Origin of the sequence: Marinobacter sp. KMM 10035 (genome assembly GCF_046537445.1) — a bacterium.
GTDB lineage: Bacteria > Pseudomonadota > Gammaproteobacteria > Pseudomonadales > Oleiphilaceae > Marinobacter > Marinobacter sediminicola.
In genome coordinates this window covers 1,833,334-1,855,532 of the sequence record NZ_JBBVMG010000001.1, presented here as the reverse complement: position 1 = coordinate 1,855,532, position 22,199 = coordinate 1,833,334, and the positions used below count along the sequence as shown (strand labels likewise).

Below are 22,199 nucleotides of genomic sequence, written 5' to 3'. Positions count from 1 at the left end.
TTTACGACTTGGGCCTAGCCTTAAAGCTTACGACCTTTACCCGCAGCAATCCGCAGACGCAGAGCGTTCAGCTTGATGAAGCCTTCTGCATCCTTCTGGTCGTAGGCACCGTGATCTTCTTCGAAGGTCGCGATGGTTTCATCGAACAGGGAGTCGTCAGACTTACGACCCACAACATCCACGTTACCTTTGTACAGCTTCAGGCGAACAACGCCGTTCACGTATTCCTGAGTCTGGTCAATCAGTGCCTGCAGAGCTTCGCGCTCTGGCGACCACCAGTAGCCGTTATAGATAACCTCAGCGTAACGCGGCATCAAGCTATCTTTAAGGTGCGCCACTTCGCGGTCCAGGGTGATGGACTCAATAGCACGGTGCGCGCGCAGCATAATCGTGCCGCCCGGTGTTTCGTAACAGCCACGGGACTTCATGCCCACATAGCGGTTCTCAACAATATCCAAACGGCCAATACCGTTAGCGCCAGCCACCTTGTTCAGGTTTTCCAACACTTCGTGGGCCTTCATCTCCACACCGTCAACGGCAACAATGTCGCCCTTGCGGTAGGTCAATTCGATGTAGGTCGGCTTATCTGGTGCTGCTTCCGGAGACACACTCCAGCGCCACATATCGTCCTCGGCTTCTGACCAAGGATCTTCCAGGTTCATGCCTTCATAAGAGATGTGCAGCAGGTTGGCATCCATGGAGTAAGGCGATTTGCCCGGCTTCATTTCTACCTGAATATTACGCTCGGCACAGTACGCCAGCAGCTTCTCACGGGAGTTCAGATCCCATTCACGCCAAGGCGCGATAACCTTAACACCTGGCTTAAGCGCATAAGCACCCAGCTCGAAACGAACCTGATCGTTACCCTTACCCGTCGCGCCGTGGGAAATGGCATCTGCGCCGGTTTTGTTGGCAATATCAATCAAACGCTTGGCAATCAGAGGGCGGGCAATAGACGTACCCAGCAGGTACTCACCTTCATAAACAGTGTTAGCACGGAACATCGGGAACACATAATCGCGCACAAACTCCTCGCGCAGGTCCTCAATGTAAATTTCCTTCACGCCCAAGGCTTCCGCCTTCGCACGCGCCGGCTCAACTTCCTCACCCTGGCCGATGTCGGCGGTGAAAGTCACCACCTCACAGTTATAGGTATCCTGCAACCACCGAACAATAACGGAGGTATCCAGGCCGCCAGAATAGGCCAGAACCACCTTTTTAATATCAGACATATTTTTGCTCCAGACTGAACAGAATGGATGTATTGAAAAGAAGGGGCGTATTGTACGGGAGTGCGGGGGAGTTGGCTATTGGGGCAGCACTAACCACCCCAAAGCCTGCAACATATTACTCCCCTCTCCTCTTTCGGGAGAGGGGTTGAGGGAAAGGGGAAAGGCTATTTCAAATCTCAACCAACCTGGGCTGACTTGGATACCGCCTCTTCACGAATGCCATCCCAGCCGTCTTTGATTGAGCGCAGCAGATCAGCAACTTCATCCAGCTTGGCCATATCGTTCTTGGCACTGGCTTCAAGAAGCGTACGCTCCATGTAATCGTACAACCCTTCAAGGCGCGCCGCTAAATCCCCTCCTTTTTCGAAGTCCAAAAAGCCCCTCAGCCCACCAATGATTTCAATGGCCTTACCAATCAGCTTTCCCTTGCCTTCAAAATCCTTGGCCTGCATGCGAGCTTTGGCCATATTGATTCGCTCCAGCGCGCCGTTATACAACAACTGGATCAGTTTGTGCGGATCGGCATCGGTGATGCTGGTCTGGGTATTAACCTGTTGGTACGCTTTTAAGCCTTTCATCTTAAACCTCGTTTCTCTCCAGCCACGCCGGAATTACTTCTTGTTGAAGTTCTGCGGAGCCAGAGCGTCGAGCTGCTGGGTCACGTAATCTCTGGTGCTGTTGAGCCGGGCAATCAGGGAGTCAGCTGTACTGAACTGCTTAACCAGGCGCTCACGGTAAGATTCAATGCGTATATCCAGTTTAACCTGGCTTTCCTGAATTTTTTCAAGCTCGCGGGTCAGGCTACTGGTGCGGGATTCAAGCTGGCCATCGGCACCCACAAAACTGTTAACCAAATCAACGGTGCTGTTACCAATTCCTTGTACAAAGTTGATAGAGCCCCGGGAGCCAGTTTGGTCACCCAGTATTCGCACCTGGATGCCAGACGCGGGGCCGGAATCACTCCCCAAATAGAGTACCTGGCCATCACCTTGGGCAGTCTGGCCGTTAATGGTGCCTGCTACATCTGTACCAGCTACTCCATCTTTCGAATTCAAACTCGGTACGTTGAGCGCGCTGGTCAACCTAACATTTGAGTCGGTGCCATAGCTACCGGACGTAAAAGTGAGCCCGTCTGTAGCATCCCATGCAACTTGTACAGACCTGTTTGCAGCTTTTAACTCACTACTATTATCCAATGCTTGCTGTATAGCTGCGGCGAACTCTGCTCCAGTAAAGTCATCCCCCGCGCCGGAGAGAGGCGAGCCATCAGGTGCGTTTTCCAAAAACACGCTCACCTGAGTTTCACCATCCACCTCAAAGGTAAACCGGTTGCCCGCCATAACCGTTACAGTTCCTGTATCGGCAGCCGCGTAATTCAAACTTCCCCGGGTCGCAGCCTGGGTAATGTTGATATCGTACTTACCCGCCTGGGTATTCGTACCACTGCGAACAAACTCAACCTGACTGTCGGTTGCTCTGCCCTGCTCCGCAAAAAGCGCCGTTACATCATCCGGGTTATTCTTCAGCTGGGTTTCAAACTCTTCCCGATCAAACTTAAGAGCTCCGGTGTCAGAGTCTGTCGTAATACCTACATCAGCCAAGCTGCGCACATTGGCATTTTCAAGCCCAGGAACCACCCCCGTCAGCATTTGACGCAACTGGTTTTGAAGTGAGCGCACGGTGCTATCGCCATTCAGCAGGCCACCCACACCGGCATCCGCGTTAAACCCGGCCAAGCCACTAATTGTTGATTGCAACGCATTGAACTTATCGACAAAGCCTTGCACACGATCGGCAACTGCCCCCAGATCCTGACTCACCTTTACCGTAGATGTGCCAACTTCCTTAATATCAAAAGACAGGCCATCAATAACATTTTCAAAGCTGTTCGTAGAACGAGTCACTGCAACGCCATTGATCTCCATTACAGCGTCACTAGCTGCAATGGTTTCTTTCATATTCGGGTTGGCCGCAGGGTTTGCCGCGTCAAATGCAAAGCGCGCCAAACCTTCAGCACCGGCCAGCTCAGTGGCCGAAATACTTACTGCATTAGCGCTACCGGCATTATCAGCCGACAGCACCAACTGATAACCGCTGCCAGTATCAATAACGCCCGCAGAAACGCCCGCACCCGCTTCATTGATTGCGTTTGCCAAACCTTGAAGCGAATCATTACCGGAATCGATAGTTATATTGGTAACCTTGTCGCCCACGGACAGCTGCAACGTGCCCTGCCCAACACTGGCACTGTCTCTATCCGCAAACACAGCTTGGGACGCTAGCGCCTGGGCAGAGGCAAGACTGGTAACATTCAGGCTGTAGCTGCCGCGGCTAGCTTTAGTGCTGTCTACAGACACACCAATATTTTCATTAGAGGAGATAGCAGAGAACGCTTTCAAGTTGTCAGCGGAACTCAACTGGCGCATAGGCAGGCGCAGCTCGGTAATGGCACTGCGCAGCTTGCCATAGGCAGACAACATAGCCTCAGACTGCTGGGTTTTCTGGGCCAGCCGTTTCTCAGTGGGTGCGCGTTCTGCCGCAACCAGCTGATCCACCAGGTCAGACGTCAGAACGCCAGACCCAATTCCCAGTGATGAAATACCTGCCATACCAATGCCTCCTTGAAGGGGCTGATCACTTTGTGCTCAGTTTAACCTATATTCTGTTTAACGGCCGCAAGCGGCAAAACTTTGCCTCTTTCCACCATTATTTTGTAACACCGCGCAACACTGTTTTTATCCCCCTCTCCCCCAGCGGGAGAGGGGCTAGGGGAGAGGGGTTTCTAAAACCAAAAACACCGCCAGCCCCTTGCGGGTGCGGCGGTGCTGTACAACCATTGCAACATCAGTTCAAAAGCGATGATTCTCTACACACTTCAAACTTTGATGTTAAACAACGTCAGCGGTTCATCCTGCTGCAATTTCTCTGCCAACCTCAATGCGACTTCATCTGGCATCTGGCGAATCACCTGCTGGGTAGACTGGTCAACCACCTTTACGATGGTCTTCCCTGATTCGTGGTCCACCTCAAACTGAAGATCCCGCTGCACATTCTGAACAAAATCATTCAGCTTGCTAACCGCTTGGCCCAGCTCTTCCCGTTGCACTTCGCTCCGTTCCTGCAGCTTTTCAGCCTTCGAGACTTCGTTCGTAACTTGGGTATTTTGGACCTGGCGAGCACTGGCAGATAAAGCAGCAAGGTCAGGGGCTTTATTGCCCTCGGCCTGAGATGACGACAGTGCCTTGGCCGGAGCCTGGGCACTAGGGCGCACCAGCTTTAAATCCGGACTGTTCAGGTTAACGTCATTCATAGCTATACCTCGCTATACTCAAACGGCATAAAACCGGAACCCGAAGGTTCCGGCTATTACCGCTAGCCCCTTACTGCAGGAGGGACAGAACCTGCTGTGGACGAGCGTTCGCCTGCGCCAGTACCGAGATGCCTGCTTGCTGCAGTACCTGGGACTTGGCCAATTTTGCTGTTTCTGATGCGAAGTCTGCATCTAGGATTCGACTGTTAGCTGCACTTAGATTTTCTGCTGATGTCGCTAAGTTAGAAATAGTTGACTCGAACCTACTTTGCACCGCACCTAACTCGGCACGTAGACTGTTCACCTGATCCAACGCCTGGTCAATTGTTGATATTGCCGAAGTGGCGCCAGCCCGCGTAGACACATCTACGTTGGTCAAAGTGTCCGATTTAGTTGTCAAAGTACCAGCAGTCGCTCCAAGAATAGCTGTGGCATCTGCGGGCGTTGCGCTAGTAACCGCAATCTGACCATCCACTTCGGTTCTCAGGTCAAAGCCTGCGTCATAGGTTACGTCAGATGTGGTCAATCCAGTTAGCTCAGCGGCATTGTCAACCTTAACTTTGATGCTGTCACCGGTTATGTCGGTAAGGATCAACTCACTACTATCGTTCAGCTCAGCCGTAACACCTGTACGGGTGGAGACTGCATTTATTGCGTCCACAACACCTGAGTTATCCGTACCGGAAACCAGAGTGATTGCTTCATCGTTGATTGTAAGCGTGCGATCGGCCGCCAGATTGACAACGGTTCCAACGTTGATATCAGTAGTCGAATTCTTAACAGCCGTTACGCCGCTCGCGCCACTTACCTTATTGATAGACGAAATGAGATCATCACCACTTACAGCACCAGTTAAGTCTACAGCAACGCTGTTCACCGTAAGTCCGCCATTGCTTACGAGTGTTGCAATCTCCGTCCGATCAACCGAATCTGGACCATCAAAGGTTTCAGAACCAAGCTGGGCCCCACGGGTATCAACCCCGTTAACACTGATAGTTTGACCTGCATTAGCACCAACCTGAAACTGAAGCTTTTCCAGGGAGCCATCCAAGATATTTTGACCATTAAACTGAGTAGAACTCGAAATTCGGTTTACTTCCGAAATCAATGCCTCAACTTCCTGGTTCAACGCCTGCCGGTCGCTCGAAGAGTTCGTGTCGTTAGCAGATTGCACGGCCAGATCTCGAATACGGGAAAGCGCGTTAGTTACCTCACCCAGCGCTCCTTCTGCTGTTTGAGCGTATGAAATACCATCATTCGCGTTTCTCTGTGCCACATTCAACCCAGAGATCTGAGCGCTAAAACGAGTAGAAATTGCAAGGCCAGCGGCATCGTCTTTGGCCGAGTTAATGCGCAAACCTGAAGACAAACGCTGGAGAGCTTGGTCATTCATGCTTTGGGATTTGCTCAACTGGTTCTGAGCATTCAATGAAGCGACGTTAGTGTTAATTCCGAGAGCCATTATGCTTCCCCTTCGACTGATGAGTCGTTATTTCATGGATAAGGTCTGGCGTTCTCTTTTTGGGTTTGGAGCGCCGCCCTGTTACTCCACTTAACGGCACCTGTTCTGGTTGCTTTAGGAAAAAATCCAAGAACTTTGTAAAGGAATGTAAAAACGGCAATTAAATTCCGACTTCGGCGACGGTACCTTGGCACGTGAACGCCCAACACCAAGCCAGTAGCCTTCCCAATCTCTTTAAAAACAGCTATATACGTAAGCTTTCTGAAAGCTGGCACACCCTTCGCTTATATCCCTGCAAAACGGCAACTTAATAAATTTCAGCCGGCAATGGTGCCCAAGCAAGTACGCGCACTAGGCTACCGGCACCGCTGAGCAGGGAGAACAGATATGCCTCAGATCATTAATACCAACGTCGCGTCGCTGAACGCACAGAGAAACCTGAATGCCTCACAGGGCGATGCCAACGTTGCACTGCAAAGACTGTCATCTGGCCTGCGCATCAACTCTGCCAAAGACGATGCCGCTGGCCTTGCAATCTCGGAGCGATTCACCTCTCAGATCACCGGCCTTAACCAGGCAATGCGAAATGCTAACGACGGTATTTCTTTGGCTCAGACGGCTGAAGGGGCACTGGGAGAGTCCGGCAATATACTGCAACGGATTCGGGAATTGGCGGTTCAGTCCGCCAACGCAACCAACTCCGCCTCAGATAGAAAGGCGCTTCAATCAGAAGTGAACCAGCTTAAAGAAGAACTTGAGCGAATCGCCACTACAACTGAGTTTAACGGCCTAAAACTTCTCGATGGCAGTTTTCAGGCACAACAATTCCAGGCAGGTGCTAATGAGAATCAAACAATCGCGGTTTCCATCGGTGGTGCACGCACTGCAGACTTGGCGAACAACACTCTAGCCGCTCAAAACCCAGCGTTAAACCAAGGTACAGGCTCGACAACTGCAGCGAACGCCACGCTACCCACACAGAACACTATCGGCGCACAGAACCTTACAATCTCCAGCTCATTGGATAGCCAAGTTGTGCCTGTTACGGCGGGTGACAGTGCTGAAGATATTGCAGCGGCGATCAATGACATCGCGGCCACTACCGGCGTAAGCGCAACAGCACGGACTTCAGCAACCTTAAGCAATACTGCCACAACGCCCATTGCTGTTCCTCAAACAGTTTCTCTCAAGATATCGAACGGCAGCGCCTCCGCGACTATCTCAGCGCAGATTACAGATGCAAACGACCTATCGGCTATTGCCCGGGAAGTGAACGCTGCTTCAGGTAAGACCGGCATCACCGCGAAGGTGGAAAATAACGGCAGCATCACTCTGATTCAGGAGCAAGGCAAAGACATCACCATCGAGGACTTTACCGCAACAGGCACACAACAATTGGCGGTTCAAGGTAGTGGCGACCCCAGCGCTATTGCACTAACAAACGGTGGAGCCAACAGCACACGGATTGCAGGCGAACTGACGTTAGACTCATCCGTCAGCTTTGCAGCGACTTCTGATGTGGTGCCAGCGACCGGTGGGAGCATTCTCAAAAGCGCGCAAAACGTTGCTGACGGTTCAACTCCAGAAGCCGTAGACAAAATCGATATCAGCACCGTGGCTGGCGCCACTAGCGCCCTAGCTGTTGTCGATGCAGCTCTCGAAACCATCAGCGGTATAAGAGCTGACCTTGGTGCCGCTCAAAACCGCCTTGAATCAACCATTGCGAACCTGAGCACAACCTCCGAAAATCTCTCGGCAGCCCGCTCGCGCATCCGCGACGCAGACTTCGCAGCAGAATCCGCCGAACTGGCCCGCACCCAGGTGCTCCAGCAGGCTGGCCTCTCAGTACTGGCCCAGGCCAATGCCCGGCCACAGCAGGTGTTACAGTTGTTGCAAGGCTAACAGCCCATCACGAAAAAGCCCGATTCGGATTTTCCGAGCCGGGCTTTTTGCGTTCTGCCTGGCCTCAGCAATTTACTGATTCTGGCCTGATTCACCCTCCAATATTGAGCCAAGCTCCCAGTAAATCAGATTGCAAGAAGCGTGGCACCCACGACAAAACTGGCACACCTTTCGCAACACCTCATACAAAGCACAGCAAACAACCAAAAACTGCAGGCCTTTGCCGCAATTTTTGAACCTAGCGGCAGGTAAATGAGGTATCCCATGCAAGCCAAACATCACATTCAGGAATCCCATTCCCAACAGGCTCAAGCGGCTCGGCTGCTTTTGCAGGCCAACCTTGCGTATGGCGAATCCAACAGCGGCGGGTTAAGCCACATCCAGCGCCTGCAGGCTCGGCAGGAATGCCGTGTGTACCTGGAAGAGGTGATTGCGCTTGAGCCAAACAGCGCCATCGCTTTAGGTTTGCTGGGGCGCGTAGAGATGGACGACGGGCAACTTGAAAACGCCCACGACCTCTTTAATGCCAGCCTGCAGGTTCAACCCGGCCAAGCGCAGCAATACGCCAATCTGGGCTATTGGGCTTTGAAAACCGAGCGCCCGGCTCTAGCGGAGCAGCACTTCCTGAAAGCCCTGGACTGCGACCGGCAATCCGCCGCCGCTTTCTGCGGTGTGGCCCATGCCAAGCGCTTGCAGGGGCAGTTTGATGTGGCCTACCTGCATTACCGCAAACTGCTGGAAACCGGCGCCGAGTGGGATTCGGTATACAGTGGCATGCTCTCTTGCGCGCAGCACCTTGCGGTAAACAAGGCGGACAGCAACCTGGCGTTGGATGCGATTGCTCTGCTTAGCCACGATGGTTTGCCCCATCAGGAGATCGGGCGTTTTGTGGGGGCGATCATTCGCCAGCAATACGATCTGGACAACCCGCAGGCCGAGATTTTCCTGGATGCCGCCAGCACAGACGAACTGCTGATTCTGGCCCTGCAAAAAACACTCATGCCAGACCCTGCCGTGGAAGAACTGGTCGTGATGCTACGCCGCGCGATTCTGGCGGAAGTTGCTCAAACCGTTGAGCTTCGTGCTGAACTCCAACAGCTCACGCTCGCCATCGCGCAATACGCAGACCGCACCGGCTACGCGCTGGCCGCGGAGGATGATGAGGAACGGCTGGTGGCTGCGGTGAATGACAGCCTTAAAGCCCAAATCGTAATGGGTGAATCGCAGGAAGCCTTGATTGGCTCGCTGATGATCAGCGCCATGTACGGTGCTTTGTTTCATCAGGATTTTGCGGTCCAGCTCGGGCAGTGGAATCTGGTGGACTGGCCGTTGGCGCTGCAGCCGGTGCTTGCCGCCAGCTACTACCACCGCGCGGAAGAAGAAGGCATCAAACAGTGTTTTGATGAGAAGGCGGAAGAACTGTGCCTGGATAAAACCGACGTGCCACAAGCCTGGCCCGCTTGGTCGAAACTGGCTTATCGCGCGGAAAGCAGCTTGAAGTCACTGATGGCCACAGAGCTGGGCTTGGCTACAGACAAGCTGCCAGACACCTTGCGCATAATGGTCTGTGGCGCGCAATCTGGTCAGCGTGCTATGGAACTGGCCAGCTATCTGGCAGATGTAGAAGTGATCGCGGTAGATGAGTCTCTGGCCAACATCGCCAAAGCCACGCGCATGGCTGCCGAATCCGAGATCAGCAATATAGTGTTCTGGCCCTGGTCCATCGCCCGGCGGTTTGTGGCCGACGGCCATCAAGTGCACTGGGTTGAAGTGGGCCGCCTGCCCTCCCCGGCTATGACGGAACTCTCCCTGGCCGCTCTGGTAAACAGCGCAGCCGGTTCTGGTGCCGTTGTGCACTTGCACACGTCCATCGCCGAACAAACCATCGGCGACAAGCAGATGCGGAAACTGATTGCCGAGCACAGGTTACAGCCAACCCGCTCCACCCTGCGCCAGCTTCGCCGAATGGTTCTCACCAACCAGCAAGATGCCACTTGGCAAGAGCTGACTCAGGAAAAAGACTTCTACAGCCTGGGCGGCTGCCGCGACCGCTGGTTCCAGCCACAGAATGAAGCTCAGCTGAAAGACCTGATGGCGATGGTGAGTAACGAGGTGGAATGGAAGCTGATCAAAGCCCGTGATGAGGATGGTCATAGTTTGGCAACCAAGCCTGTTCAAACACAGATTCAGGCAGAGGCTCTGGGGAGTGAAGTACAGAGTGTGATGGGGCAGAATTTGAGTGTGTATTTTCAGCGGCGACGTTGATTTAGTTGCGTGATAAACGCCCCCTCTTCTATTACGGAAGAAGGGGGCGTTTTTGTTCAAATATAAGGAATCAAAGATTCCCCATACAAATGCAAATCCTCCAACACCTGCTGTTTCTGCGGCGTCAGTTCCGGGTCGCTGGCCAACCGTTGTAACTCCAACCCAAACGCCTCCAGCGACAACCAGCCTTTTTTCGGTGCCATCAAACGCTGGGTTCGAAATTGCTCCCATCGCTCAGCTTCTTCACTGGTCAGTGAATCCGGGTAATTACGGGCGCGGTAGCGGAAGAGCAGTTCCTGCAACCGTTCATCTTTAAAGTTGAAGCTTTCCTCCACCAACAACGCCGGCGGGGTTTGCAGCACCCGGTTCAACTCACTGCGGTCGGCCGGGGATATAAAGCCGCCTGCGTAGAGTTGTTCATCCGGGTCTGTCAGGTCGCTTTGATGGGGCTGATCAAATGCTTCTGCAATTCGCTGCGCCATTCCTGGGGCTTTTCTCAGCAAGGCAAGATTCGCTCGAAGGGTGTCTCCGTCCAGTTCGAGTTCTTGCAGGCGTTCCTGGGAAAGCGTGGTAAGCATATTCGCAGGCGCCAAAACCGGGCATTTGTTCAGTTGCACACCCTTTAAAGGGAAGCGTTTTTGCTCCCCCAATTCTGCTTGGGAAGTAAACACCCGCTCACGTATCTGCTCAGGCGTGGCGTTGATTAACTCGTTTGGGTCTTCCCGAAGATCGTACACAATCACCAGGTTTTTATTGCTGGGGTGATCTGCAACCGGCGCTACCATGGCGCAACAGCCCCGGGTGGCCGGGTATTTGGCAGAGATGTGGAGTACGGGCTTCATGGTTGCCGTATCCAGCATGGCACGGGCGGAGTGTTTGTCTTTGTTGTTCAGAACATAATCAAACAGCTTCGGCTGCTTTTCCCGAATCAATCTGGCTACAGCCAAGGTTGCTTCCACATCCGACATGGCATCGTGGGCGGCTTCGTGGGCTATGCCGTTGGCGACGGTGAGCTCTTCCAGTTTGAAGCTGGGGCTCCCGTCTTCCTTGCGGGGCCAGTTGATGCCGTCCGGGCGGAGTGCGTAAGTCAGCCGCACCATATCAATTATGTCCCAACGGGAATTGCCGTTCTGCCACTCACGGGCATAGGGGTCTTGCAGGTTGCGGTACAGGGTGTGGCGGGTGACTTCATCATCAAACCGCAGGCTGTTATAGCCCACTACGCAGGTGCCTGGCTGGCTGAAGGCTTCATTTATCTGGCTGATAAACTCCGTTTCCGGGAAGCCTTCTTCCATCGCCTTTTGAGGCGTAATGCCTGTAATCAGGCAGGCTTGGGGTGATGGCAGGTAGTCGTCGGTGGGTTTGCAGTAAATAACCAACGGGTCTTCAATAATATTAAGATCCGCATCGGTTCGCACACCGGCAAACTGAGAGGGCCGGTCGTGCACCGGGTCTACACCAAAGGTTTCGTAATCGTGCCAGTAAAAAGAGCGGATCAAGGGAAGACTCCTGCCTTGTGAATCATTAAGGTCAGGAGTCTAACAAAATCAAAACAGGTTAGTCCCCATGTCTACCTGATGAGTGCGCAAGCGGTCAACGCCCGGCCCGGTAAGCTTTTGCAAATCGATGGTCATATTGGTAGGCAGGTTGATGAACACACCTTTGCCAACACTAATCGTGTTCGCACCATCAAGGCTTTGCCATTCCATGTTGTCATCCCGCTGAAAACCGATGAAAAAGCCATCGGTAAACCCAACCGTGCCGTCAGCCGCCCCTGTATCTTCACCAACAATTATGGATCGCAGGTTGGTCAGCGGAGCACAATTGGCCAAGGCACCGTCAACATTACAGCCAGCCGCCTGGCCCGGGCTGTTAGGGGCAAGGCCTATGTGGGTGGCGCGATTGTTCGTTGCCGCACCACCTACGCCGCCAAACAACATTGCATCGTACACTTGGCCGGAATCGCTAATTTTCATACCTATATCACCACTAAAGCTGGTGGTATGGGATGAAACCGATCCGCGAGCTTGTTCAAAACCCATGCGAAAGCCAGCCAGGCCAGCGCCATCTTCGGCTAATTCTATATAAGGTTTTTGGGCCTCGAAGGGAATAGCATCACCTTCGTTGTAGGTAACGCCGTTAAATTGCTCGCCATCGGCACGGGCGATATGGCCCAAGGCTACATGCTGTGCAGAAAAATCCGTACCGCCGTTAATCTCCCCAATCTGCACGTCATCAATATTCACCCGCGTTTCCACATCCATATTCAGGCTCATGCGGGTATATTCATGGCTTGTGCCAGTTATATTCTCAACCTTCATAAACGCCTGCCCTGTTATATCGCCCATCGCGGATTCAGAAATGGGGTCCAGTTCAGCTTGGGCAACAGGCACAATACCTAGGCTTAAACTAAGGAGGGCGGCGCATCCATACGCATGATAATCCATAACATAGCCTCTCTTAATCTGGTCTATCGCTGTCAGTTTCGATTTTACCGATGCAAGCAGACAGCCTATACTTGCACTTTGCATCTTTCTTTAATTGCCTTAGCGCCACTATATCGGAGGCGCCAAGGCCAATGAAGTGTGCTCAGTCACAAACCTGAATAACAATTCATTACATTTCATCAATTTGCAGCAGGAAAAAGGTGTCGTTTTCGTGTACATACCCTGGCGTAATGCTATGATCAGCGAACAGCCATTCAATAGCCCCCGGGCAAAATCATGAATACCCGCATTCTTATCTGCGATGATTCTGCACTCGCCAGAAAACAGATGGCCCGCGCCCTCCCAGCCGGGCTAGCCGACACCATCCTTTTTGCCAATAACGGTGTGGAAGCATTAGTGAAGCTACGCGCTGGCGAAGCCGACCTGATGTTTCTCGATCTGAACATGCCAGAGATGGACGGCTACCAGGTTCTGGAGCATGTTCTGGCCGAAGATCTACCCATCATGACCATCGTGGTGTCTGGCGACATCCAGCCCGAAGCGCGGGAGCGGGTACGCAAGCTCGGTGCGATCGATTTCATAAAGAAGCCCACAGATATGGGGGTTGTCCTTAGCCTGCTTGCCGAATACGGCTTTTACCGCCCTGGGGAGCTTGAAAGCACTGCCCTGAGCGATGGCGCACTCAGCCCCGACGATGCTTCCCACACCCCGGAAATTTCAGTCTCGCTCAACGATTACCTGCAGGAAATCGCCAACGTCGCCATGGGGCGCTCGTCGGACTTACTCGCCCGGCTGTTGCGAGTGTTTGTGAAACAGCCCATTCCCAAAGTGGCCTTTATTGCCAACTCCGAACTCCACATGGCCATTTCTGCGGCCCACGACAGCGACACCTATTCCGCGGTATGCCAAGGTTTCACCGGAGCGGGGATTGCGGGTGAGGCTTTGCTGCTGTTTGCGGATGCCAGCTTTCGGGAAATGGCTGAACTGCTTCACTACGAAAACTTTGAGGGTGCATCCGTAAACGTGGAAGTGCTGATGGATATGTCGAGCATTCTGTTCGGCGCTTTTCTCAAAGGCATGGGCGACCAACTGGATCTCGAACTCGGCCTCAGCCACCCCAGCGTGCTCGGCCAACACAGGCAGATCACAGATCTACTTGAACACCAGAACTCCCGGGAGGAACAACTCCTGTGCATCGAGATCAGCTACACCCTGGAAGACAGGAATATTCAGTGCGACATGCTGGTGCTGCTCACGGAAGACTCAGTGCCCTTCCTTGAACAACGCCTCCAATACCTGACGGACTAAACCATGGCCATAAACGAACTTGAAGCCCAATCCTTCCACTGGCTGGTGGATATGCTCGAATCCGTTGAGGTTGGCCTGGTGGTGCTGGATTTGGACTTCCGGGTACAAGCCTGGAACGGTTTCATGGAAAACCACAGTGGCATTACTGCCAGTAAAACCCGTAACCAAGTGATTTTTGAGCTGTTCCCCAACATTCCGGAAGCCTGGCTGAGGCGCAAGGTGGATGCCGTCACATTGCTTAATACGCGAGCGTTCACGTCTTGGGAGCAACGGCCCTACCTGTTCCAGTTTCGCAATACGCGCCCCATTACTGGAACGGATGACTATATGTTCCAAAACCTCACCATCAGCCCGCTTTCAGGCAGTACTGGGCAGGTGGAGAAAATATGCATCATGGTATACGACGTAACCGATATAGCCACCGCCAAACGGGCGCTGGAACAAGCCAATGAACTGCTCGCAAAACTCAGCATGACCGACCGCCTGACCGGCCTGTTGAACCGGGGAACCTGGGAGAACCTGGTAGATGCAGAGTTTGAACGCTTCCGCCGCTATGGCCACACAACCAGCCTTGTGATGTTTGATATCGACTTCTTTAAAAAAGTAAACGATGCCCATGGCCACTTGGCCGGAGATGAAGTAATCAAACACACCGCAACAACGGCAAAAGACAGCTTGCGATCATCCGACAGCATTGGCCGCTATGGTGGCGAAGAATTCGGAATTATATTACCGGAAACCGATGCCGAAGGGGCCCGCGTTATATGTGAGCGAATACGGGATAGCATCGAAAAAAGCATTGTGCAAACCAGTGTAGCCCCCATTCGATACACAGTAAGCGTGGGGATTTCACAATTAAGTGGCAAGCCTGAAAACCATATGTCCTGGATGCAGCAGGCCGATGAAGCTCTATATGCAGCAAAGAAGGCTGGCAGGAACCGCGTTATTGTTCACCAAAGCCCTGACCTGCCCGATTAGAACAAACCGTAAAACAAACATTAGTACAAAAAAAAGGGCCAGATGAATAGATCATCCGGCCCTTTTTGCACATTTCTGGCTAATCAGTCTTGCTGCCAGCTCTGTACCGTTTCTTTGCCGTGGGCTTTGCGCCACTCGTTCAGCGTTTTGTGATTGCCACCGCGAGTCTTGACCACTTCACCCGTGTGCGGGTTGGTATAGGTTTTCATGGGGCGCTTGGCGCGAGTGCCAGTGGTGCCTTGTGCTTTTTCTGTCGCGATAGAAGGATCGATGGCGGCCAATATACGAAGCACGTGCTTCGGCGACTTGTCATACTCTTCCATCAATTCCCGAATGCTGCTTTCAAAGGCCAGTTCGCGCTTCAGGGACTGATCCTGTTCCAGCTGGTTAATCTCGTTTGCGAGCTGTTCCATTAGCTGCTTTTTCTGGTAATAATCGTTAATCTTTGCCATGGAAATAAAACCTTATAGTTTCTGTGGACTCTCGAAATCAAACCTCGCTAAAGCAAACACAATGCGAGCGGCTTGCCAAAAGACACAAGAATAATAATTCATAAGGTTATATATGGCAAAGACTAATCATTTAAAAGCTTTTAATTATTCATAATACAGGTTTAATTCGCAATTAATCCGGTATCAAAATACCTGAATAACCCAAGCTCTCAAGGTGCTGTTTGAATGCCTGCTTAGCAGAAGCATCTCCGTGCACAATTCGAATCTCGGCCGGCTTTTCGGGAATACCGTTAATAAAGCGAATTAAATCCGATTGGCCAGCGTGCGCAGAGTAGCCACCCACCTGGTGCACACTTGCCCGTATATCAAATCGCTCCCCATCTAGCTCTACCCACCCACCACGGGGCCCATAAGCAAGAATATCCCGCCCCGGCGTACCCGCTGCCTGATAGCCCACAAACAACACATCGTTTCTGGCTTCCCCAAGCATGGCTTTGAGATAGTTAACCACCCTGCCCCCGGCACACATGCCGGAACCGGCCAGCACCACACAGGGGCGATGGGAACGGGCCAGGTAATCCACCGCGTTCAGATGATTCTCATGGGAGTTAATCACCGTTAATTGCTCAAAAGAGAGCGGATGCCGCCCCTGCCGAACCAAATCAGCCGCTTCCCCATTCCAGAAGGGCTTTAACTGGCGGTAGATACTTGTGAACTCTGCCGCCAAAGGCGAATCCACCACAATTTCCAAATCATCCCAGGCCAAGCCATCGGTTACACAGTCGTTTCCAAATTCGTGAATCAGGCCTTCAATCTCGTACAGCAATTCTTGGGCGCGGCCAATACTGAACGCCGGAATCAATACCGTGCCGCCATCTGCCAGCGCCCGCTCCAGAATAGCTTTCAGGCGATATCGTCGGGATTCGCGACTCTCGTGGTCCTTATCACCGTAGGTGCTTTCAATCACCAAACGATCAGCGCGTTCCGGCGAGGCAGGCTCCTGCAGCAAAGGCGCATGGGGCGCACCCAAGTCGCCACTGAATACTATCCGCTCATGCATGTCACCAGACACTGCATCGCATTCAACATAAGCCGAGCCCAGAATATGCCCCGCACGTTGCAACCTTATCGATAACGACCTCCCCGGTTCTGCAAACACTTCATGCCATTGCCCATAGGGCACAGGCACCAACCGTGAACGAATCAAACCGAGTACCCGTTCAATTAGCTGCTTGTCTCGAGTGAAACCAATCTTCAACGCATCTTCCAGAATTTCCGGAAGCATGATGGCAGACGGCTCGGAACAAATAATCGGCCCCTCAAACCCCGCCGCCAGTAAATACGGAATGCGGCCCACGTGGTCTATGTGCACATGGGTGACAACCAACGCGCGGATGTGATCAATGGGGAAATCAACGGAGAGATTGGAGGCCGAAGCGCCGTCGCCCTTCTCAGCACCCTGAAACAGGCCGCAGTCGATCAAAATACCGGCGGGAGGGGTTTGTTCAGAGTGCAGAGTAAGTTCGTGGCAGGAGCCAGTGACACCAGAGGTGGCGCCGTGGTGGGATATTTTAATCATGGTCAACAGTCCTTGTTGTATCTCCCCTCCCTAATCAAACCGGGAGGCGGTGAATCTTTCTTTCGGTTTCCTCATCAAACTTTGCATGCTCGCTGCCATTACACCAAACCAGGTCCGCTACATCCCCATTAGGCGTATAACCCGTGGGCGCATTCTTGAGCGTCTCAACTATCAAGCAGCAATCGAAATCCTGGCTTGCACGGGCCAACTGTTTGAGTACCACATCCAGCTCCTCCCAGAGCATAGACACCTCACGGGCCATCATAATGCGCGGGTGGGAGGTGCCCTGAGGGTCGTCGCCAATCAGGAGTTCCTCGAACAGCTTTTCACCCGGCCGCAGCCCCGTAAATACAACCTCGATATCCCCCTCAGGCTGCTCCGGCGTTTTCTCCACAAGCCCCATCAGGTTAATCATCTTGCGAGCCAAGTCGGCAATCTTCACCGGTTCACCCATATCCAGAACAAACACCTCACCCCCACGGCCCATACTGCCCGCCTGCAGAACCAACTGGCTGGCCTCCGGGATGGTCATGAAGTAGCGGATAATGTCCTTGTGGGTAACCGTAATGGGCCCGCCGTCGCGAATCTGATCACGGAACAGGGGCACCACAGAGCCAGATGACCCCAACACATTGCCAAACCGAACCATGGAGAAAATCGTTTTGCTCTGGCGCTGCGCCAAACCTTGCAACACCAACTCCGCCATGCGCTTGCTTGCGCCCATTACATTCGTCGGGCGAACGGCCTTGTCGGTGGAAATCAGAACAAACCGCTCAACCCCTGCAGTAATAGCGGCTTCTGCAGCGTGCAAGGTGCCGAACACGTTGTTCTGCACACCTTCAATCACATTATGCTCAACCAAGGGCACATGCTTGTAGGCGGCTGCGTGGTAAACGGTTTGAATACCAAAACTGCGCATCACCGTTTCACAACGGCGGCGGTGGACGACACTGCCCAACAGAGGATGAATCTCCACATTCAACCCATCAATCCGGTTGATGGCCTGCAGTTCCCGCTCAATGGCGTATAAGGAAAACTCGGATTGCTCAAACAGCACCAGAACCCGGGGCCGATGATGAATAATCTGACGGCACAGCTCGGAACCAATGGAGCCTCCAGCCCCGGTTACCATCACCGCTTTACCATACAAACTTGCTGCCACCTGGGCATTGTCCGGGCGCACTGGGTCTCGGCCTAGCAGGTCTTCGAGTTCAAGATCGCGGATATCGTTAATTCGAGCCTGGCCGGCTACCAGCTCACTCATGGAGGGCACGGTTTGAACCGGCAGCTTCAATGTCTCCAACTGGTTAAGGAGCTTGCGGCGATCAACCTTCTCATCTGCATCCAGTGCCAGAAGCAAGCGTTTTACGCCATGCCCTCGCACCGCTTGTTCCAGATGGCTCAGAGCAAATACGGGTAAACCTGCGATCAGAGCCTTGTGATTGGCTGGTATCAAGCCTATGAACGCCACCGGGTGATACTCGGTGCCCTGTTGGAGTGCTTTAGCAAGCTGAGCGCCGGTTTCCCCTGCCCCCACAATGGCCACACACTCCTTGCCACGGTTGGTGGTGTGATGCACCAGCATGCGCACACTCATGCGGCTGCCGCCTACAAAAATAAAGGCCAAGGCAGCGTAAATCACGGGAACAGAGCGGGGGATCTGAACTTGCAGACTGTAACCAAGGATGATCAACAACAGGGCCGAAATGCCTACACCCGTAATAATAGTGAGAAAAGCCCGATCACTCATATAACGAACAACGGCGCGATACAGGCCGAGGCGCACAAAAACGCCTAAGGTGAACACCACCGTAAGGCCCGTGATCAGAAGCTGCCCCTTGGTGGGCAACCAAAGCGTCTCTTCCAGCCGCAATGCAAAGGATGCCCAAAGGGCAAACGAGAGCGCCAAGGCATCTACCGAGACGGAAACAAGACGCTTTTGTAAGCGGGGCAATCCCAAGAACTGCGTAAACATATTAAGTGTAATCCCTCATCTATCGAACTCCTTCCATAATCCCTACAGCCTCATTAAACACCTGCTGAGGAAGTAAAGAGGCAGCTTCGCAATCCAATACTATCGTTACATCAGGGTGCTGCTTCAACGCCGATGCCGGCAACGCCTCATCCACAGTACTGTGGAACAAGTCCGCCATAATGGCTGCTTTTTTCATGCCCGTCGCTAACAGTACAATCTCTTTGGCCTCCAGAATATCCTGAATACCCATAGTGATTGCGCGGGTAGGCACTTCCTTCTTATCGACAAAAAAGCGACCGTTGTCCAGTCGAGTTTGCTCGGACAACTCAATTACATGGGTTCGGCTGGAGAAACAGGTGTGGGGTTCATTAAAACCAATATGACCGTTCGAACCAATTCCCAGCAGCTGCATATCGAGACCGCCTGACGCCCGGATTGCTTCGGAATAGGCTTGGCAGGCCTCCTCAACATCCATCGACATGCCGTCCGGAAGATTTATTTTCTCTTCCGGGATGCTTAGCTTGTTGAATAAATGCTGATGCATGTAATAGCGGTAGCTCTGAGCATGCTTCCCACCCAGACCAATATACTCGTCCAGATTAAAGGTAGTGAGCTGTGAGAGATCTACAGGTTCGCGCTGTAAAAACTCTAACAACCGATGATACACGGGCTCCATGGTGCTGCCGGTTGCCAAGCCCAGGTTAGCGCCGGGGTTGGATTGAATCCGGGCTAGGAGGCGCTGGGCGGTGTAGTGGGATGCTTCTTGGGTGGTGTTGAAGATTTTGTACATGATTGGCGGCCCGAAATCCTTTATCGGTTATTGACGCGTCGCTTCTGTCATTACTTGCTGTAATACAACGCACGTCTTCTCGATCTCGGCTTCGCTTAAGGTGGGATGTACCAAAAACATCAAGCTGGTTTCCCCTAGTTCTTTCGCGACGGGTAGTGGTTGTTCAGGTCGCCAATCAGTGCCATCAAACGCCTTTTCAAGATACACCTCAGAGCAGGAGCCTGAAAAACACGGCACTCCAGCTTCTACGATGCGATTCAGAATACGGTCTCTATCCCAGCCGTCTCGTAATTGCGAAGGCTCAACAAACACATAACACTTGTATGCGCCGTGCTCTACATCCGCAGGCACCCCTGGAACTCGCAAACCTGGTAACTTTGATGCAGTTTCCCAAATTGCACCGGTGTTCTTCTGGCGTGCGTTTGTCCAATCCTGCATGCGCTTTAGCTGTATGCGACCAATCACTGCCTGCATCTCTGTCATTCGCCAGTTGGTGCCAAAGCTCTCGTGCAACCAGCGGAATCCGGGAGCGTGTTCGCGCTCGTAAACCGCCTCCCAGCATTTGCCATGGTCTTTAAACGACCACATTTTCGACCAAAGGGCTTTATCGTTAGTGGTCACCATGCCGCCTTCGCCGCCGGTGGTCATGATCTTGTCTTGGCAGAAAGACCAGCATCCTATATGCCCGATCGAACCAACCGAGCGCCCCTTATATTTGGTGCCATGAGCCTGGGCGCAATCTTCAATAACATACAGACCATGCTCCTCGGCCAACTCCATGAAACCATCCATTTCGCAGGGCCAGCCAGCCAAGTGCACGCATAAAATGGCTCGAGTGCGGGGCGTGATCACCTTACGCACGGTTTCCGGGGAAATGTTCTGGGAATCTGCATCCACCTCAGCAAACACCGGCACCGCACCGGCAGTCACAATACTGGACGCCGAGGCCAGGAAGGTGCGCGGCGTAACCACCACCTCATCGCCCTCGCCAATGCCCAGCGCCTCTAGCGCGAGGTCCAACGCCACGGTACCGTTGGCCAGGGCAATGGCGTATTTAGAATCCGAAAAGTGCGCAAACTCACGCTCAAACTCGCGGCACTCCTGTCCTGTCCAGTAATTTACCTTGTTTGAGAGAAGCACATCACGTACTGCATTGGCCTCTTCCTCTGAGAAAGAAGGCCATGGGGAAAACGGTCCGTTTAGCATGATTACTCTGTCTGTTATTTACGAGAGGTTAAAAGATTGCTCGTCACAAAAAGTCTTTAGTCATTAGCTCTTTCGGGATTCAAACACTTTAGCTGGGTTGCCTACCACCGTCGCACCCGGTTGCACGTCTCTGATTACCACAGCGCCCATGCCAACAACGGCGTGCTCCCCCACTTCAATTAGCTGCTTAACGGAAGCACTAGCTCCTAACCAGACCAGTGGACCAACCCTCACCCCACCAGCCAAAACCGCATTAGGGCTGATATGGGCGAAGTCACCCAACACGCAATCGTGCTCTACCACTGCCCCGGTATTTACAATGCACCCATTGCCCACTTTCGCACACGCGTTGACAGTAGCATTTCCGAAAACTACCGAGCCCACACATAACTCAGCATGTCTACTTACCACCGCAGTAGGATGGACGATTGAGACCACTTTCGCTCCAGCAACAATTAATTCATGCTGCTTAAGCTGGCGAACCCGGTTATTACCAATAGCAACCACAACGCCATCGATCCCCTCCAAACCTTGCAGCAACGCCTCGGTGTTACCAACCACCATCCAAGGTCCGTTTTTGGCGAGCCGTGGCCAGGCATCATCATAAAAAATCACCTCATCCCAGCCGGCCAGCTCGGCAGCGTCCGCTACAACCTTGCCGTGACCACTGGCGCCTAAGATGGCGAGTCGCATCAATCTTGGCTCCCGGTAAACTTAGACATAGTAACCTCACCGTCACCACTAATCCCGTCCCGAACCAACACCTTCTTTACCGTGAGGAAAAGAATCTTTAAATCCAGCAAAAGCGATTGGTTATCCACATACCACACGTCCAGCCGGAACTTGTCTTCCCAGGAGATGGCGTTGCGGCCATTTATCTGGGCCCAGCCGGTCACACCGGGGCGCACTTCATGACGGCGATACTGCTCCTTTGAATACAGCGGCAAATACTCCACCAGCAAAGGCCGTGGCCCAACCAGGCTCATATCGCCTTTTAGCACATTCCACAGTTCCGGCAATTCATCCAGGCTGGAAGCGCGCAGGAACTGACCGAAGGGCGTCATTCGGTCAAAGTCAGGCAAAGGGTTGCCCGCGGCATCCACTGCATCTTTCATAGTGCGGAATTTCACCATCTCAAAGGGCTTGCCGTCCTTGCCGGGGCGGATTTGACGAAACAGTACCGGAGAACCCATCTTACGGCTGATTTGCCATGCAACGACAGCGATTACTGGCGAAAGCAGAAGTAAAGCCGCTGCCGAAGCCAGCACATCAAAAATACGTTTCAACATAATA

General features: G+C 52.9%; 18 protein-coding genes. 4 read left to right on the top strand and 14 right to left on the bottom strand.

The genetic code is table 11. From position 1 onward, the window contains the following. Positions 1-20: 20 nt before the first annotated feature. The 5 genes from AADB16_RS08325 to AADB16_RS08305 all read right to left on the bottom strand — a co-directional run bounded on the left by AADB16_RS08325 (position 21) and on the right by AADB16_RS08305 (position 6,004). The gene (locus AADB16_RS08325) at positions 21-1,232 is read right to left on the bottom strand and encodes an argininosuccinate synthase (RefSeq protein WP_410802613.1); all 1,212 of its coding nucleotides are present in this window, start codon (positions 1,230-1,232) and stop codon (positions 21-23) included. Positions 1,233-1,408: 176 nt separating this feature from the next. Further along, positions 1,409-1,810, bottom strand: a complete 402-nt coding sequence (gene fliS / locus AADB16_RS08320) for a flagellar export chaperone FliS (RefSeq protein WP_410802611.1) — start codon at positions 1,808-1,810, stop codon at positions 1,409-1,411. Between the two features lie 33 nt (positions 1,811-1,843). Beyond that, positions 1,844-3,841: a flagellar filament capping protein FliD gene (fliD, locus tag AADB16_RS08315; protein WP_410802609.1), complete on the bottom strand. Its 1,998-nt coding sequence runs from the start codon at positions 3,839-3,841 to the stop codon at positions 1,844-1,846. 266 nt (positions 3,842-4,107) lie between these two features. Beyond that, positions 4,108-4,542 carry a flagellar protein FlaG gene (locus AADB16_RS08310; protein ID WP_410802607.1) on the bottom strand — a complete coding sequence of 145 codons (435 nt, stop codon included), beginning with the start codon at positions 4,540-4,542 and terminating at the stop codon, positions 4,108-4,110. Positions 4,543-4,612: 70 nt separating this feature from the next. Then, a complete protein-coding gene (locus tag AADB16_RS08305; RefSeq protein ID WP_410802605.1) occupies positions 4,613-6,004 on the bottom strand; it encodes a flagellin in 1,392 nt (463 codons plus the stop codon). Positions 6,005-6,391: 387 nt separating this feature from the next. Between AADB16_RS08305 and AADB16_RS08300 the strand changes: the two genes are divergently transcribed. Together AADB16_RS08300 and AADB16_RS08295 are read left to right on the top strand one after the other, a co-directional pair. After that, on the top strand, positions 6,392-7,906 hold the full coding sequence (locus AADB16_RS08300) for a flagellin (protein ID WP_410802603.1): 1,515 nt from the start codon (positions 6,392-6,394) through the stop codon (positions 7,904-7,906). Positions 7,907-8,170: 264 nt separating this feature from the next. Then, positions 8,171-10,171, top strand: a complete 2,001-nt coding sequence (locus tag AADB16_RS08295; protein ID WP_410802601.1) for a hypothetical protein — start codon at positions 8,171-8,173, stop codon at positions 10,169-10,171. Between the two features lie 56 nt (positions 10,172-10,227). Here AADB16_RS08295 and sbcB read toward each other — a convergent pair whose 3' ends face one another. Together sbcB and AADB16_RS08285 are read right to left on the bottom strand one after the other, a co-directional pair. Continuing rightward, the gene (sbcB, locus tag AADB16_RS08290) at positions 10,228-11,670 is read right to left on the bottom strand and encodes an exodeoxyribonuclease I (protein ID WP_410802599.1); all 1,443 of its coding nucleotides are present in this window, start codon (positions 11,668-11,670) and stop codon (positions 10,228-10,230) included. Between the two features lie 48 nt (positions 11,671-11,718). Next, positions 11,719-12,618 (bottom strand): hypothetical protein, encoded by a 900-nt coding sequence (locus tag AADB16_RS08285; RefSeq protein WP_410802598.1) that lies wholly within the window; start codon positions 12,616-12,618, stop codon positions 11,719-11,721. 276 nt (positions 12,619-12,894) lie between these two features. Here AADB16_RS08285 and AADB16_RS08280 point away from each other — a divergent pair, with 276 nt between their 5' ends. Beyond that, positions 12,895-13,926, top strand: coding sequence for a response regulator (locus AADB16_RS08280; RefSeq protein WP_410802597.1), 1,032 nt, complete (start codon positions 12,895-12,897; stop codon positions 13,924-13,926). A 3-nt stretch (positions 13,927-13,929) separates the two neighbouring features. Then, positions 13,930-14,904, top strand: coding sequence for a GGDEF domain-containing protein (locus AADB16_RS08275; protein WP_309045368.1), 975 nt, complete (start codon positions 13,930-13,932; stop codon positions 14,902-14,904). Positions 14,905-14,987: 83 nt separating this feature from the next. On the opposite strand, the gene AADB16_RS08270 is transcribed toward AADB16_RS08275, so the two are convergent. From AADB16_RS08270 to AADB16_RS08240, 7 genes are all read right to left on the bottom strand, one after another. Next, positions 14,988-15,356, bottom strand: coding sequence for a histone-like nucleoid-structuring protein, MvaT/MvaU family (locus AADB16_RS08270; RefSeq protein WP_309045369.1), 369 nt, complete (start codon positions 15,354-15,356; stop codon positions 14,988-14,990). Positions 15,357-15,528: 172 nt separating this feature from the next. Beyond that, positions 15,529-16,935: an MBL fold metallo-hydrolase RNA specificity domain-containing protein gene (locus tag AADB16_RS08265; RefSeq protein WP_410802595.1), complete on the bottom strand. Its 1,407-nt coding sequence runs from the start codon at positions 16,933-16,935 to the stop codon at positions 15,529-15,531. A gap of 34 nt (positions 16,936-16,969) precedes the next feature. After that, positions 16,970-18,910, bottom strand: coding sequence for a polysaccharide biosynthesis protein (locus AADB16_RS08260; RefSeq protein ID WP_410802593.1), 1,941 nt, complete (start codon positions 18,908-18,910; stop codon positions 16,970-16,972). A 19-nt stretch (positions 18,911-18,929) separates the two neighbouring features. Further along, positions 18,930-19,700: a glucosamine-6-phosphate deaminase gene (gene nagB / locus AADB16_RS08255; protein WP_410802591.1), complete on the bottom strand. Its 771-nt coding sequence runs from the start codon at positions 19,698-19,700 to the stop codon at positions 18,930-18,932. A gap of 27 nt (positions 19,701-19,727) precedes the next feature. Beyond that, positions 19,728-20,906: a DegT/DnrJ/EryC1/StrS family aminotransferase gene (locus AADB16_RS08250; protein WP_410802589.1), complete on the bottom strand. Its 1,179-nt coding sequence runs from the start codon at positions 20,904-20,906 to the stop codon at positions 19,728-19,730. 63 nt (positions 20,907-20,969) lie between these two features. Next, a complete protein-coding gene (locus AADB16_RS08245; protein ID WP_410802587.1) occupies positions 20,970-21,599 on the bottom strand; it encodes an acetyltransferase in 630 nt (209 codons plus the stop codon). Continuing rightward, on the bottom strand, positions 21,599-22,195 hold the full coding sequence (locus AADB16_RS08240) for a sugar transferase (protein ID WP_410802585.1): 597 nt from the start codon (positions 22,193-22,195) through the stop codon (positions 21,599-21,601). The genes AADB16_RS08245 and AADB16_RS08240 overlap by 1 nt, the downstream gene beginning before the upstream one ends. Between the last annotated feature and the right edge of the window lie 4 nt (positions 22,196-22,199).